Annotated in this window: 13 protein-coding genes and 1 pseudogene; 11 read left to right on the top strand and 3 right to left on the bottom strand. The window is 64.3% G+C overall.

Annotated elements, in window-relative coordinates; translation table 11 throughout:
• Positions 1-127: 127 nt before the first annotated feature.
• Positions 128-1,021 (bottom strand): LysR family transcriptional regulator, encoded by an 894-nt coding sequence (locus tag B9N72_RS06510; RefSeq protein WP_085275619.1) that lies wholly within the window; start codon positions 1,019-1,021, stop codon positions 128-130.
• Positions 1,022-1,527: 506 nt separating this feature from the next.
• On the opposite strand from B9N72_RS06510, the gene B9N72_RS06505 reads away from it, so the two are divergent.
• Positions 1,528-2,520, top strand: a complete 993-nt coding sequence (locus B9N72_RS06505; RefSeq protein ID WP_085275618.1) for a TRAP transporter substrate-binding protein — start codon at positions 1,528-1,530, stop codon at positions 2,518-2,520.
• Positions 2,521-2,705: 185 nt separating this feature from the next.
• On the opposite strand, the pseudogene B9N72_RS06500 reads toward B9N72_RS06505, so the two are convergent.
• Positions 2,706-3,641 (bottom strand): annotated as a pseudogene (locus tag B9N72_RS06500) (LysR family transcriptional regulator).
• Between the two features lie 224 nt (positions 3,642-3,865).
• Between B9N72_RS06500 and B9N72_RS06495 the strand changes: the two are divergent.
• From B9N72_RS06495 to B9N72_RS06470, 6 genes are all read left to right on the top strand, one after another.
• Positions 3,866-4,519 carry a hydrolase gene (locus tag B9N72_RS06495; protein ID WP_085275617.1) on the top strand — a complete coding sequence of 218 codons (654 nt, stop codon included), beginning with the start codon at positions 3,866-3,868 and terminating at the stop codon, positions 4,517-4,519.
• Positions 4,520-4,726: 207 nt separating this feature from the next.
• The gene (locus tag B9N72_RS06490) at positions 4,727-6,577 is read left to right on the top strand and encodes an amidohydrolase (RefSeq protein WP_085275616.1); all 1,851 of its coding nucleotides are present in this window, start codon (positions 4,727-4,729) and stop codon (positions 6,575-6,577) included.
• Positions 6,578-6,596: 19 nt separating this feature from the next.
• The gene (locus B9N72_RS06485) at positions 6,597-6,824 is read left to right on the top strand and encodes a XapX domain-containing protein (protein ID WP_085275615.1); all 228 of its coding nucleotides are present in this window, start codon (positions 6,597-6,599) and stop codon (positions 6,822-6,824) included.
• A complete protein-coding gene (locus B9N72_RS06480) occupies positions 6,821-6,976 on the top strand; it encodes a DUF1427 family protein (protein ID WP_085275614.1) in 156 nt (51 codons plus the stop codon). The genes B9N72_RS06485 and B9N72_RS06480 overlap by 4 nt, the downstream gene beginning before the upstream one ends.
• The gene (locus B9N72_RS06475) at positions 6,973-7,413 is read left to right on the top strand and encodes a DoxX family protein (RefSeq protein ID WP_085275613.1); all 441 of its coding nucleotides are present in this window, start codon (positions 6,973-6,975) and stop codon (positions 7,411-7,413) included. The genes B9N72_RS06480 and B9N72_RS06475 overlap by 4 nt, the downstream gene beginning before the upstream one ends.
• Complete coding sequence (locus tag B9N72_RS06470; RefSeq protein WP_085275612.1) at positions 7,394-8,098, top strand: YoaK family protein; 705 nt, start codon at positions 7,394-7,396, stop codon at positions 8,096-8,098. The genes B9N72_RS06475 and B9N72_RS06470 overlap by 20 nt, the downstream gene beginning before the upstream one ends.
• Positions 8,099-8,153: 55 nt before the next feature.
• On the opposite strand, the gene B9N72_RS06465 is transcribed toward B9N72_RS06470, so the two are convergent.
• A complete protein-coding gene (locus tag B9N72_RS06465; RefSeq protein ID WP_085275611.1) occupies positions 8,154-9,044 on the bottom strand; it encodes a LysR family transcriptional regulator in 891 nt (296 codons plus the stop codon).
• A 95-nt stretch (positions 9,045-9,139) separates the two neighbouring features.
• Between B9N72_RS06465 and B9N72_RS06460 the strand changes: the two genes are divergently transcribed.
• The 4 genes from B9N72_RS06460 (at position 9,140) to B9N72_RS06445 (ending at position 14,799) form a co-directional block, all read left to right on the top strand.
• Positions 9,140-10,606, top strand: coding sequence for an NADH-quinone oxidoreductase subunit L (locus B9N72_RS06460; protein WP_085275610.1), 1,467 nt, complete (start codon positions 9,140-9,142; stop codon positions 10,604-10,606).
• Complete coding sequence (locus tag B9N72_RS06455; protein WP_085275609.1) at positions 10,603-12,978, top strand: YbcC family protein; 2,376 nt, start codon at positions 10,603-10,605, stop codon at positions 12,976-12,978. The genes B9N72_RS06460 and B9N72_RS06455 overlap by 4 nt, the downstream gene beginning before the upstream one ends.
• A gap of 61 nt (positions 12,979-13,039) precedes the next feature.
• Positions 13,040-14,020 carry an L-threonylcarbamoyladenylate synthase gene (locus tag B9N72_RS06450; RefSeq protein ID WP_085275608.1) on the top strand — a complete coding sequence of 327 codons (981 nt, stop codon included), beginning with the start codon at positions 13,040-13,042 and terminating at the stop codon, positions 14,018-14,020.
• 350 nt (positions 14,021-14,370) lie between these two features.
• The gene (locus tag B9N72_RS06445) at positions 14,371-14,799 is read left to right on the top strand and encodes an HIT family protein (protein ID WP_085275607.1); all 429 of its coding nucleotides are present in this window, start codon (positions 14,371-14,373) and stop codon (positions 14,797-14,799) included.
• Positions 14,800-14,834 lie beyond the last annotated feature (35 nt).

Here is a 14,834-nt window from a genome sequence, read left to right as displayed (position 1 = left end):
CTACTTCGACGCCGGCAGGACTTCAGGCCCGTGACGATAGCCATGCCGGCGCTCATCTCAACCCGCGCCCAGCCCGGAAAACCGGCGTTGTCGCGGCTCCGGACCGCACCTGTCGTGGCGCAACACCCTAACCACTCGCCGTGGATTCGCGCACCATCTGGTAGAGCGCGCCGGCGGCCGGTGAGAATTCGGCCGTTTTACGCGCGATCAGCACCAGGCCCCTGGCGATCACCGGATCGACCAGGGACAGCACGCGGATGCGCGGGTAGGCATCGCTTTGCAAGGCCAGGCGTGGCAACACGGCGGCCCCCACCCCTTCCGCCACCAGCCCCAGCGCAGTGGAAACACGCTGCACCTCGTACACCGACTGCAGAGCAAGGTTCTGGGCCTCCAGGGCGCGGTCGAGCAAGGGGCGGTTGCCGCTGAACTGGCCGATCGAAATCAGCGGATAAGGCTCCAGCTCTTTCCAGGACAGCTGCGTGCGCTCGCTCAAGGGATGGTCGTCACGACAGATCAGGACGAAGTCGTCCTCCAGCAGCGGGACGCTGCTCAGTTCGGCATGGTGCGAGCCGGCGATGGTGATGCCGAACTCGGCCTCGCGCTGCAACACGGCGCTGGAAACCCCGGCGGAGGTGTGGTCGAGAATCTTGATGCGATTGTCCGGGAATTTGGCCGAATAGGCCTGGATGATCCGGGGCAGGAAGCGCACCCCCACCGTCGGCACGCAAGCGATGGTGACGCTGCCGCGCTTGAGCTTGCCGGTATCACGGATTTCACCCAGCGAGCTGGCAAGCTCACCCAGCAAACGCTTCGCATGCGGTAGAAAATCCTCGCCGACACGAGTCAGGGCCACCGAGCGCGTGGTGCGCTCGATCAGCTTCACGCCCAGGTACTCCTCGAGATTCTGCAGCCGTCGGGTGATGCCGGCCTGGGACAGGAACAGGCTTTCGGCGGCGGTCTGGAAGCTGCCGCTCTCGGCGATGGCGATGAAGGCTTGCACACCGATCGTGTCGATTTTCATGATCAAAAGTCAATAATCTTTTATATCAATTCATTTTACTCACAGCCATCGGCTGCGCACAATCCGGACATTGCCTCTGTCACTACGGGCGGAGAACACTCTGCTCCGCCCAGGCGGCGAGCCAGTGCGATCATCCCGTTTCCACAGTGTGACTCCTTAAGCCGCCCCGTAATCCGGGCGGCTCTTTTTTTGTCCATGACGCGGGGACACACCTCCGCAGCCACCTCGGATATCGCCGCGCCAGCCGCTGCCGGTACGGGATTTTCCTCGACTCGCCAAACACACAAAAACTCATCAATACAAGACAATAATGTATTTAACAAATGAGAATTCTCTGGCGACAATGCCCTCACCGAAGCGCCCAAGCAGGGATGCCCCCTTGGACTAAGGGTTGACCGACCACCCGCCCCGCGCGACGCCATGAAAAGAGCCTGAACGGCAGACACGACCACGATCGATGTTGGCCGACGGCCAGGAAGCCTACAACGTCAAGGAGAGACAGATTCATGAAGCGCCTGATCACCACGCTGGCCATCGCCGCCGCCTTTAGCGCAACCGCCCCGGCCTTTGCCAGCGCCCCCATCGTCATCAAGTTCAGCCACGTCGTCACCCCCGACTCGCCCAAGGGCCAGGCTGCCGAGTACTTCAAGAGGTTGGCCGAAGAACGTACCAAGAGCCGGGTCAAGGTCGTCATCTACCCCAACAGCCAGCTGTACAAGGACAAGGAAGAACTGGAAGCGCTGCAACTGGGCGCCGTGCAGATGCTGGCGCCGACCACCAGTAAATTCGGTCCGATGGGGATGAAGGAGTTCGAGGTGTTCGACCTGCCCTATCTCTTCATGAACGAAGACCAGGTGCACAAAGTGACGCGCGGCCCGGTAGGCCAAGCTCTGCTGAAAAAGCTAGAACCCCGCGGGCTCAAAGGGCTGGCGTTCTGGGACAACGGTTTTCGCGTGTTCAGCGCCAACAGGCCGGTCCGCACACCGCAGGACATCAAGGGTCTGAAGATTCGCATCAACTCGTCCAAGGTGAACACCGCCATCGTGCAGTCGGTCGGCGCTCTGCCCCAGACCATGGCGTTGTCCGAGGTCTATCAGGCCTTGCAGACCGGCGTGGTGGACGGTGCCGACGGCAACATTTCCAATCTGTACACCCAGAAGCAGTTCGAAGTGCAGAAATACATGATCAACACCCGCCATTCCTATAGCGGGTACGCCGTGGTGGTCAACAAATCGTTCTGGGACGGCCTGCCCGGGGACATCCGCACCACGCTGGAAGGGGCGATGAAGGACGCCTCCGAATACAACGACAAGATGGCCGAGAAAGACACCGCCGCTGCCCTGAGCGCCATCAAGGCTTCGGGCAAGACGCAAATCTACGAGCCCACCGGGGCCGAGAAAGCCGCCTGGGTGAAGGCGATGCAGCCGGTTCAGAACGAGATGGCCGCGCGCATCGGCACCGACACCGTCAAGGCCATCCACACCGCCCTTGCCAAGTAAGCCGATACAAGCGCGACAGACATCGGGCTCCTGCCGGAGGGCGGAGCCCGATGTCCTCTCCCCCGTTGGCCGAAGAGGCCTGCCCTACCCGCCATCTCCGAGTCCATCGTCCTCTGCCAGCGCTATTACGATCGCCAACCGATCAGTACCTCGTTGCAGCCAGCCCGGCAGAAGCTAGCCGTCGTTTACGGGGACAGAGGCGTGGCCGCCAGCGTCTTGACGATCAAGGCATCGTTGATGAAATCCCCCTGCGAGAGCTTCTCGATCCACCACTGCACACCAAGCCCGGCATCGCCGGTATTCCAGGCGGCAAAGAACTGCTTGATCGGCCGCGGCTCTTTCACCGCCTTGACCTTGAGCTTGCCCAGATTGGCACAGTGCTGAACCAGACAGCCTGGTAAGAAACCGCAACCGAGCCCGGCCAGTACGGCTTCCAACTTCGCCTCGAGATTGGGCACCAGCAGGAAATCCTGCCCGATTTGCAGATCGAGCGGGCGCGATTATCGTTGCCGCGACGTGTCCTGGATTTCGACCTGGCGATACTGCCCGATTACCGAGCGGTCGAGCGGCTCCACGGCATCGGCGAGCGGATGCCCAGGGGCAACGGCGAAGGCGGACTGCACCTGGCCGATGGAACAGCTCGAGAAGCCGGGCAGATTGGGTGCGTGATCCAGCGCGCCGATGGCGAAGTCCGCTCTGCCGTCCAGCAGCGCCTCCCACGGCCCGCCCGAAACCTCGTGGCTGAACAACAGACGGGTTTGCGAGTTTTCCCCGTAAAAGGTCGTGATATACGGCAGCAAGATGCGGAACGGCAGGATGACGTCCACGGCGATGCGCAGCTCGCTCTCCCAGCCTGCTTCGATTTTCTTGGCGCGGCGCTCCAGTTCGATCGCCCCGCGCAGCAGACGCCGTCCGTCTTCCAGCACGGCCTGCCCGGTGGGCGTCAGCTTGGCCTTGAGCCCGGTACGGTCGAACAAGGTGACGCCCAGGTCTTCTTCCAGCTTGCCGATCATGTAGCTGATCGAGGACGGCACCTTGAACAAGGCTTCCCCCGCCGCGGCAAAAGAGCCGTGCCGGTCGATCGCATCCAGCACTTCCAGCGCTTCCAAACTCAGTTTCATCACTCGTTTTTCCTCACAGGCCAGCTGACAGCGTAGCGCGCCGGCGGCCGGCTTGCCATGGGGTTCGAAAAATGTGATCAGGCCGATCGAAACTATCCGCTTGTGCTATTTGGGCTAGAAAACTAGCTTACGAGAGCAAGACGCCGCCGCCGGACATCCCTCCGGCGCACCTGTCTTGCGCGACTGTCACCCATCCATCGAGAAGCCTCTATCAGGAGACGATCATGCCTATCGCCAAAGCTCAGCCTGGCCAGACCTTGCTTGACCCGAGCAACCACACCCTCATCATGATCGACCACCAATCGCAGATGGCCTTTGCGACCAAGTCGATCGACGCCGTCACCCTGCGCAACAACGCTGCCCTCGTGGCAAAGGCGGCCAAGGAATTTCATGTACCGACCATTCTGACCACCGTGGCGGAGAAGACTTTCTCCGGCCCGCTGTTCGATGAAATCAAATCGGTATTTCCCGGCGAGCCGGTGATCGACCGCACCACCATGAACACCTGGGAAGACGGCCGCATCGCCGAGCGGGTGAATGCGATCGGCAGAGACAAGATCGTGCTGGCCGGCCTGTGGACCTCGGTATGCATCGTCGGCCCGGCCTTGTCGGCGCTGGATCAGGGCTTTCAGGTCTACGTGATCGCCGATGCCTGTGGCGACGTCTCCGACGAGGCGCACGAGCGCGCCATGGAGCGCATGGTGCAACAAGGCGCCCGCCCGATGACCTCGTTGCAGTACCTGCTCGAACTGCAACGCGACTGGGCGCGCGGGGAAAGCTACAACGAAACTGTAGCCACCTCGATTGCGCATGGCGGCGGCTATGGTCTGGGCCTGATCTATGCCAAGACCATGTTCGGCGGCGGCGAAGGCCACTGATAGCCGCTAACAAAATCCTCCCTGCGTTGTTGCGCTCGCGTGCGAATCTTTGATTCGCCCAGCAAACGCTTGCCGTACGACTTGTACTGTCTGCGGCGGCGCGCCTAGCAGAGACCGCTTCGCTGAATTTTGTTAATGGCTCTAAGCAACAGTTGGTAACCCCCACCAGGGCCGGCCAGTGGCCGGCCCCCGCCAGGAGACTCACCCATGAGCGCGGATCTGATTCTGTTCAACGGCCGGATTCACACGGTGGATCGTGAACACCCCCAGGCCACGGCTGTGGCCATAAAAGGCGACACGTTCCTTGCAGTCGGCGAAGCCGACGAGGTGATGCAGCACCGTTCGGGCACCACCCGGATGGTGGACTTGGGGGGCCGGACAGTGATCCCAGGCCTGAACGACTCCCACCTGCACCTGATCCGCGGTGGCCTCAACTACAACCTGGAGTTGCGCTGGGAGGGCGTGCCGTCGCTGGCCGACGCCTTGCGCATGCTGAAGGAACAGGCCGACCGCACCCCCAACCCGCAATGGGTGCGCGTGGTAGGCGGCTGGACCGAGTTCCAGTTCGCCGAGAAGCGCATGCCCACGCTGGACGAGATCAACGCGGCGGCACCCGACACCCCGGTGTTCGTCCTGCACCTGTACGACCGCGCCCTGCTCAACCGCGCCGCCCTGCGCGCGGTGGGCTACAACAAGGACACCCCCAACCCGCCGGGCGGGGAGATCCAGCGCGACGCGGCCGGCAACCCCACCGGCATGCTGATCGCCCGTCCCAACGCGATGATCCTGTACGCCACGCTGGCCAAGGGGCCGAAACTGCCGCTTGAGTATCAAGTCAACTCGACGCGCCAGTTCATGCGCGAGCTGAACCGCCTCGGGCTCACCAGCGCCATCGATGCCGGCGGCGGCTTCCAGAACTATCCGGAAGACTACGATGTCATCGCCGAACTGGCGAAGAACAAGCAACTGACCATCCGCATCGCCTACAACCTGTTCACCCAGCGCAAGGGGCAGGAGCTGGAGGACTTCCAGCAATGGACCACCATGGTCAGCCCCGGCCAGGGTGACGACTTCTTCCGCCACAACGGCGCCGGCGAGATGCTGGTGTTTTCCGCGGCCGACTTCGAAGACTTCCTCGAACCGCGCCCGGACCTCGCGCCGCAGATGGAAGACGAGCTGGAGAAGGTGGTGCGCCACCTGGTGGCCAAGCGCTGGCCGTTCCGCCTGCACGCCACCTACGATGAATCCATCGGACGCATGCTGGACGTGTTCGAGAAGGTGAATCGGGATATCCCGTTCGATGGGCTGCACTGGCTGTTCGACCACGCAGAGACCATCTCCCCGCGCAATATCGAACGCGTGCGCGCCTTGGGCGGCGGCATCGCCATCCAGCACCGCATGGCGTTCCAGGGCGAATATTTCGTCGAGCGCTACGGCGCGGATGCGGCCAAACACACCCCGCCCGTTGCCCGCATGCTCGACATGGGCATCCCGGTCGGCGCGGGCACCGATGCCACGCGGGTGGCGAGTTACAACCCATGGACGGCGCTCTACTGGCTGGTTACCGGCTGCACGGTGGGCGGGCTGCCGCTGTATGACGAACCGAACCGGCTGTCGCGCGAAACCGCGCTGGAACTGTGGACCGCCGGCAGCGCCTGGTTCTCCAGCGAGCAAGACAAGAAAGGGCGGATCAAGGCCGGCCAGCTGGCCGACCTTGCCGTGCTGTCTGCGGACTACTTCAGCGTAACGCCGGAAGCCATCAAGGGGATCGAATCGGTGATGACCGTCGTGGGCGGCAACATCGTCTACGGCGCCGGTGAATTCACCCCGCTAGCCCCGTCCGCGCTGCCGGTCCTGCCGGATTGGTCCCCGGTCAGGGCCGTACCGGGCCATTACCGCGCCGCCCCGACACAGCAGCGCACTCCGCTGCCGCACCAATGCCACGGCGCTTGCGGTGTGCACGGCCATGCGCACGACAAGGCGCGCAAGTCAAACGTGCCGGTGTCCGACTTCGCCGGATTCTGGGGTGCGTTCGGCTGCAGTTGCTTTGCCTTCTGAGGCATGAAGGAGCATCGCCATGAACTATTGGAAGATTCTGCTCGGCCTGGCGCTGTCGTTCCTGATCGGGTTCGGCTGCCGGCTGACCGGCATCCCGGCGGCGTCGCCGCCGGTCCTGTCCGGTGCCCTGCTGGTTTTCATGATGAGCACCGGGTACTGGCTAGTCGACCGCTACCTGGCCACCCGCCCCGCGCAGGAAAAGAAACACTGCGGCGGGCATGACTTGGAAAAAAGGAACGAAGCATGACCGCGCTGTTGATCGGTTCCATCCTGGGCATCGCAGTCGGCGGCCTGTGCCGCTGGCTGGATATTCCCTCCCCCGCGCCGCCTTCCCCCGTCGGCGCCCTGCTGGTAGTCGCCATGACAGCTGGCTATGTGATGGCAGGGGCCTTCATATGACCCGCCACCGGAATAATGGCGGAGCCCATCCTGCCAGATTCGTCGACCCGGCGCGCCTGCCGGGGCCGGACGCCGGCCTGCTGTTCCTGCGCCTGGCGGGCAGCGCCTTGCTGCTCTACGTGCACGGCTTGCCCAAGCTGATGCACTTCAGCGCCGAACTGCAGCACATCGACGACCCCTTGCACCTGGGGCACGGGGTGACGCTGGTGCTGGCGCTGTTTGCCGAAATCGTGTGCCCACTGCTGATCGCCGCCGGCTGGCTGACGCGCCTCGCCACCCTGCCCATCTTGTTTCTGCTGTTCGTTTCCATGGCCTTGGTGCATCCGGATTGGGATGTGGCCACCGGCCAGTTTGCCTGGCTGCTGGTCATCGTGTTCGGCACGATCGCACTGGCCGGCCCGGGGGAGTATTCGATCGATGGCCATCAGCAGCGTTAGCAAAGGCGCCACGTCGCGCATCTCGTGGACCAGCGTGGGGCTGGGCTTTACCGCCGGCTATGTGGACACGCTGGGCTTCGTGGCGCTGTTCGGCCTGTTCACCGCGCACGTCACCGGCAACTTCGTGCTGATCGGCAGCGAACTGGCGCGGCCCAGCCACGGCGTGTTGATCAAGTTTCTCGCCTTCCCCGCCTTCGTGGCCGGAATCGCGCTGACGAGAGCGATCGTGCGTCAGCAAGAACAACGAGGCACATCCCCGCTGCCGTGGCTCTATGGCATGCAGATGGCGCTGTTGGCGGGCTTCATGCTGATGGGCCTGTACGCCTTGCCGCTCAGCGACAGCCGCTCCACGGCGGCGCTCGTTGCCGGCATGTTCGGCGCCGCCGGCATGGGGGTGCAAAACGCGGCGAGCCGGCTGGCGCTGAGCAAGCTCACCCCCACCACGGTGATGACCGGCAATGTCACCCAGTTGGTGATCGACCTGCTGGATCTGACCTGCCCCACCCCCGACCCGGCCGTCAGGGAGCGTATCGTCAAGTTCCTGTGGCCCATTCTTGCCTTCGCCGTCGGCGCTATCGGCGGCGCCTTCGGCTACGTCAACCTGTCGTTTTGGGCTTTGCTGCTGCCCATCGGCATTCTTGCAGCGCTGATGTTCGACGCCAGGGGAAACGATCCCAGGGGGTGAAACATGACGGACAGCCTGCAGCCGAAGGAGGTGTCGGCTCGGCCGCGTCCAGTATCTAGCCAGGTATCGAGAACTGCTGAAACAGGTCTTTCAAGTGCGGGGTTTCAAACCGGCGCCGCACCGTAATGGCGTAGAACGTTTCTTCCACGCCATGGACCGAACCGTATTTCTCCAACAGGCCCTTGTTCAACTCGTCCTTGACCACAATCGCGGGAATCAGCGCCACCGCACCCGAGTCACGCGCCAGCAAGCGCAAGGCGGCCATGTCATCCACTTCGGCGCGAATCCGCGGTTCGATGCCCAATTGTTCGCACAGCAGGTCGAAGCGGACCCGAATTTCGCTTTTCGCGCTTGGCACGACCAACTGGTGACGCGTCAGGACATTGACCAGCTCAAAGCCGTCCGTCACCAGCCCCGGCGGCCCGATCAGGCACACCTCCTGCCGCGCCAGGGTGCGGCAGCGCCAGGGGTGCTTGTCGTCCGCGATGACCGGACGGTTGCTCAGCACCACATCCAGCTCATAGGCGCTCAGCCGGTTGAGCAACTCTTCCAGCCCGCCCGCCTCCAGGTTCAGCTTGACGGCCTGCTTGCTCAACACCGGGTGCAGAAAGCTTTCCAGAAAATTTCGCGACAAGGTGGAAACGCTGCCAATGCGCAGTTGCCCACCCTGCCCCACATCCTGGCTGGCGGTCGCAGACAGCAACTCGTTGCCCAGCGCGAAAATCGCTTCGGCGTAGCGCAGCACGGAAGAGCCCATTTCCGTCAGCAGCAGCTTTTTGCCTTCGCGCAAGAACAGCGGCGTGCCGAGTTGCTCTTCCAGCTGGCGTATTTGCGCTGACAGCGCCGACTGCGAGATATGCAGACGTTCGGCTGTTCTGGTGAGGTGGCCCTCGGCCGCCACGCGCCAGAAGTAATAAAGGTGGTGATAGTTGAGGCGGTTTATCATTCTATAAAATAGATTGATTTGTGCGGATTAATGTATTTTACCGAACATAATTTGGCGGGCATAGTGCCGGTGTCTCAATTCGGCATGGTGTCCTTATGTTGTTGCTCTCCGAGCATGCGTTGATTGCCTTGCTGTGGCTGCTGCCGGCCATCGGCAAGCCATCGCTGGTTCGTCACTGGTGGCTGGCTCAAGCCAGCGCCGCTGCCGGCGCCCTTGCCGCCGTCCTGCTGATGGCGGTGAATGGGGTCCAGCCCGGCTTGCTGTTTCAATTGCTGATCCAGTTGCTGGCCTGGGTGATCCTGCGGTTTTCCGTCCGCTATCTCAGCGGCGAACAGGGCCAGGGCCGCTACCTGAAAGCGATTGGCTGGCTACTCGTCGGCGCGACCCTGGTAGTGGCCAGCCGCGACTGGCCGACCTTGCTGGGCGGCTGGCTGCTGACCAGCAGGGCGCTGCACACCTTGCTCACTTTCTATCCGTCCCGCCCTCAGGCCGGCATTGCCGCCCGGCGCGAGGCGGTGGCCAGCCGGCTGGCTGAACTGTGTCTGTTACTGGGTGCGCTGTTGATCACTTGGGCGGTCGGCTCCCTGCATTTTGCGGAGGCGGCGCAGCCGCTGGCCGAGCCGGTACGGCAAGCGGCGCGGGCACTGGGCGCCGTGCTGGTGGTGTGCTGCGTGTTGCTGAAAACCGCTCAACTGCCGTTCCATGGCTGGCTGACCCAGGTCATGGAGGCCCCCACGCCGGTGTCGGCGCTGTTGCATGCTGGCGTGGTCAATCTGGGCGGCATGGTGCTGATCAAGCTGGCGCCGCTCTGGAGCGTAGCGCCCGCCACGGCCTGGCTACTGACGCTGTGGGGCGGGATGACCGCCGGCCTAGCCTGCTGGGTGATGCAAACCCGTATCAGCATCAAGCTGCGCCTGGCCTGGTCTACCTGCGCGCAGATGGGATTCATGTTGCTGGAATGCGGCCTGGGGCAGTATTCGCTGGCCCTGCTCCATCTGGTGGCTCACTCGATTTATAAAGCCCACGCCTTCCTCAGTTCCGGCAGCCAAGTGCGCACCACCATCCGTCAACCAGCCTCGGTACTGGCCAGCAGCGCCTGGCGGCATCTGGCCAGTGGCATCGCCGGCACCGCACTGTTGGTTCTGAGTCTGCAAGCCTGGTCGCATGCCCTTGCCCACCCCCTGCAGCCGCCGCTCTTGCTGGTCGTGATCATCGGCCTGGGGCTGGCTCCGCTGTGCCAGCGGCTGCACGGATGCGTGCTGGCCTTGACGCTGTGCCAGGTCTACCTGTTGCTGCATAGCCTGTTCGCCAGCCTGCAGACCGACCATGCTGGCGCGCCGCTACTCTGTCAGGCGCTGGTTGCATTGTTCTTTGCCGCGCTCTACCTGCTGCAAGGCTGGCTGGCACGCCACCCCGGCCACGGGCTGAGCCAGCGGCTCTACGCCTTGGCGTTCGGCGGTTTGTATCTGGATGAATGGTGGGTGCGCGCCACGCTACGCTCCCGCCTGGCGCTGCCGGGCAATCCAACCCTTTCCGGCGCTCAGGGAGGCCCCCCCTCATGACAAAGCCCGATCTTGACTGGCAGACGGCGGCAATCGAAGCGGCCAACCGCATCGCGCCAAGCTGGCCGCTGGACAGCCTGCTGGCCAGCTCGCCCTACTGGGGCTTGCGTGACATGCCCTTCGCCCAGGCACACCACTATCTGCATCGTCTGGCGGGCAGCGGCCTGCATCTCGACGAGGCGCATTACCGCCGGCAATACGACAGCGGCCTGATCAGCCCTCGGCATCTGGCCGCCGCCATGCGGGAGCACGGCGAAACCCTGTCGCCGGACGAGTGGCTGCACGGCGCGGCAAACAAGCCTGGCCCGGAAAACACAGCGCTGCTGCTGGGCGATTTGCGCGTCGACCCGGCCGGCCATGCCGGGTTGCAGACCTGGCGCCAGGTGGTGACGCAGCAGATCAGCCAATGCTGCGCCGCCTGGTTCGACCACGACCAGGCCGACTGGCAGCCGAATCGCCAGCGCAGCCTGTACCGCTCGTGGCTGGAGGAAATGGCGATTCAGCCAGTACCGAGCCCCGACGCCAGGCTCAAGCAACGGCTGCAACAGGCGATCGCAGGTTTGCCGAAGGAGCATGACCAGCTGTTCCGCCATGCGATGGCACAGCTACAGCCCGCCAGCCCTTGGCTCAGCGACTGGTTTTATGTCCTGTTGCTGCGCAACAGCGGCTGGGCGGCTTGGTGCCGCTACCAGCTGTGGCAGGCCGAACTGGCCGGCAAGCGCTGTTCGCTGCTGCAAGAGCTGCTTGCCATGCAATTGGCCTGGGAGTGCCTGCTCGACGATGGCGAACGCGAAGTCGGCAGCCGCTGGCAGCGCTGGCAAGCCGCCTGGTCCGTGCCGACGCCAGCAACGCAGGCCTGCGACCGTGAGCTGATCTGGCAACGCGCTGCCGAGCTTGCCGCCCATGCGCCGCTGCTGGCAGCCCTGCCCCACCAGGACGCGCAAGCCGGCGGCATCGGCCGCGAACTGCATGCGGTGTTCTGTATCGATGTCCGTTCCGAGCCGATGCGCCGGGCGCTGGAACAGGTGATGCCCGATGCCAGCAGCGCCGGTTTCGCCGGCTTTTTCGGGCTGCCGCTGGCCATCCGCTTCGCCGGAGAAACCCGCCCCCAGCCCCGCCTGCCCGGCCTGCTGGCGCCAAGCTGGGAGGCGCTGGCGCCGCCGGTGGAGAAGGGACTCGAAGAGTGGGGCCACTTCCAGCGCGCCCCGCTGTCTTCCTTCACGCTGGTGGAAAGCGCCGGCCTGACCAAGGCCGGCAAGCTGCTGCGCAAGGCGTTTCCGAGCAAGACGCGCGCCACGTTGGCCGAAGTGGACCCCTGGCTGAACGGCGAGGACAAGGCCATGGTGTCGGTAGGCCGCCAGCTAGACACCGAAACCATCGTCTCCGTGCTGACCACCCTGCTGCCGGCCATGGGGCTCGGCACCGACTTTCCCCGCACCGTACTGTTGATCGGGCATGCCAGCCACAGCAGCAACAACCCGCAAGCCTCGGCCCTGCAGTGCGGCGCCTGCGGCGGGCACGGCGGGCATCTGCACGTGCTGTTGCTGAGCGACTGGCTGCAGCGTCCGGCGGTGCGCGCAGGCCTGGCCTCGGCCGGCCTGGCGATTCCATCCGACACCGTGTTCCTGCCGGTGCTGCATCTGACCCATAGCGATGAGCTGCACATTCTGCCGGCACGCTCGCAAGACCCGGCCTTGCGCCAGCGCGCCGAAGCGCTGCGCCCCTTGCTCGATCAGGTGGAACGACGCGCCCGCGCCCGCCGTGCCGGCATCGATGGCGTGCCGGACAACCTCGACGATGACGCGCTGCTGGCGCTGCTGCGGCAAAAGGGGCATCACTGGGCGGAAACCCGGCCCGAATGGGGGCTGACCAACAATGCCTTCTTTATCGCTGCCCCGCGCGCGCGCACGGCACAACTGGACCTCGGCGGACGTGCCTTCCTGCAGGAATACGACTGGCAGCATGATCCGGATGCCCGGCTGCTTACCGGCATCCTGGCTGGGCCGCTGGTGGTGGCGCACTGGATCAACATGCAGTACTTCGCTTCCGTGGTGGACCCCAAGCGGTTCGGCAGCGGCAACAAGCTGCTGCATAACGTGGTAGGCGGCCGTATCGGGGTGTTTGAAGGCAATAGCGGCGACTTGCGCATCGGTCTTTCCTGGCAGTCCGTGCATGACGGCAGCCGCTGGCGGCATGAACCCTTGCGCCTGGCGGCCTGCATCGACGCGCCCGCCGTTTTGATCGAACAGGCCCTGGCGCACCAGCCAGACGTGGCAAGACTCGTCGCCAACCGCTGGTTGCATCTGTACCGCATCGCCGAAGACAAACTGGAACAATGGCGCGATGGCGACTGGCATGCCGCCGAGCTGTGAAGCCGCCGGGCAGACTGCTGCGCAGGCCTGCCTCCTGTCTGCAACCCTTGAGAACCCAAGCATGGACTACCTGAACGCCCACCCCGAAGATATCGACCGCGCCGCCCGCCTGCTACGCGAAGGCCGCTTGGTCGCCCTGCCGACCGAGACGGTGTACGGCCTGGCCGCCTGTGCCGAAGACACGCAGGCCATCGCCAAGGTCTTCAGCGCGAAAGGCCGGCCGGCCGACCATCCCCTCATCGTCCACCTTCCCGACCTCTCCCATCTGACACGCTGGGCCTGCCGGATACCGCCCGTGGCGTTCCGCCTGGCTGAGGCCTTCTGGCCCGGGCCGCTCACCCTGGTGCTGCCTGCGGCTCCAGCCGTTCCCTCGCTGATTACCGGCGGTCAGGACACCATCGCGGTGCGCTGGTCGGCGCACCCGCTGTTCCAGGCAGTGCTCGACAAGCTGGGATGCGCGGTAGTCGCGCCTTCGGCCAACCCCTTCGGCCATATCAGCCCCACCAGTGCCGCGCATGTGCTCAAACATATGGAGGGCCGTATCGATGCCGTGCTGGATGGCGGCGATTGCCGCGTCGGCGTGGAATCCACCATCCTGGACCTGTCCGGGCCGGAGGCGAGAATCCTGCGCCCCGGCTGCATCAGCGCCAGTCAACTGGCCGGCTATCTGCCGCTGGCGCAGCGCCACAGCGCACCCGCCCCCAGAGTGCCCGGCGCGCTGGACTCCCACTACGCGCCCCGGCTGCCATGCCACCGCTTCGAGAATAACGACCGAGCCCGTCTGGCGCAGGACGCGCCGAGCGGAAAATGCGCCTTCATCGGGTTTCGCGCGTTGCCGATGAGCACGCACCGCAGCTATCTGCTGCCAGCCGATCCGGCGGCCTACGCCAGCCAGCTCTACGCCGTGCTGCATCAGGCGGAATCGAGCGGCAGCGAGAGCATCCTGATCGAGATGCCCCCCGACACACCGGAATGGCTCCATGTTCGTGATCGCTTGCTGCGAGCCAGCTCCAGCTTGGGCTCTCCAGAGCGATGCCGCTGAGTGCCGCGCTTTGTGTACCCCCCGCAAGCCGCACCCTTGCGGGCGGAATGCTGCCCGGCACTCGCCGAACTGGCCGCTGCCCAGCGGATGCTGCCTTGCTGGACGGTCATGGCGCAGTTGGCCGAACCGGCGCAACTCGGCCTCGAGGCCGCCTTCGTCAACCACAGGCCGCAACAACAGCAAGCCGGCGCCGGGTTGAGCGGCCGGCACCTGGCCAGACGACGACAGGAGGCGGGCGCGGAGTGTGCGCCGGGGAGCCGGTTTCGGGGCCTGATGGCAAATCACTCCGGACGCTCGACCACGCCCGGCCTGCACTACAATGAACCCTGGCTCATCGAACGGAAAACATCATGTCTTACGATCCCAACAACGTATTTGCCCAAATCCTGCGTGGCCAAGCCCCATGCATCAAAGTTTTCGAAGACCAGATGACGCTCGTGTTCATGGACATCATGCCCCAGGCAGAAGGTCATCTCCTCGTTATCCCCAAAGAACCCGCATCGCAGATTTTCGAACTCTCCGACAATGCGGCGGCGGCCTGCATGCTGACCGCACGCAAGGCGGCCATCGCGGTCAGGGCAGCCCTGAACCCTCCCGGCATGATCCTGGCTCAGGCGAACGGCAGCGCGGCCGGTCAGACCGTACCTCACTTTCACATCCACGTGATTCCGAGGCACAGCGGGGAATTCCTCGCTCCGCACGCAGCGCGGCGGGAAGATACAGACAAGCTGAAAGAGCTCGCCAAACGAATCATTGCCGCCTGGCCCGAACTCGAATAGAGCAATTGACTGGGACTACGGCTCTCTCCTGCCCC

This window comes from Pseudogulbenkiania subflava DSM 22618 (assembly GCF_900177275.1).
In the GTDB taxonomy this organism is placed as follows: Bacteria; Pseudomonadota; Gammaproteobacteria; order Burkholderiales; family Chromobacteriaceae; genus Pseudogulbenkiania; species Pseudogulbenkiania subflava.
The sequence above is the reverse complement of the archived record's forward strand: the minus strand, read 5'-3'. Positions and strand labels throughout refer to the sequence as shown.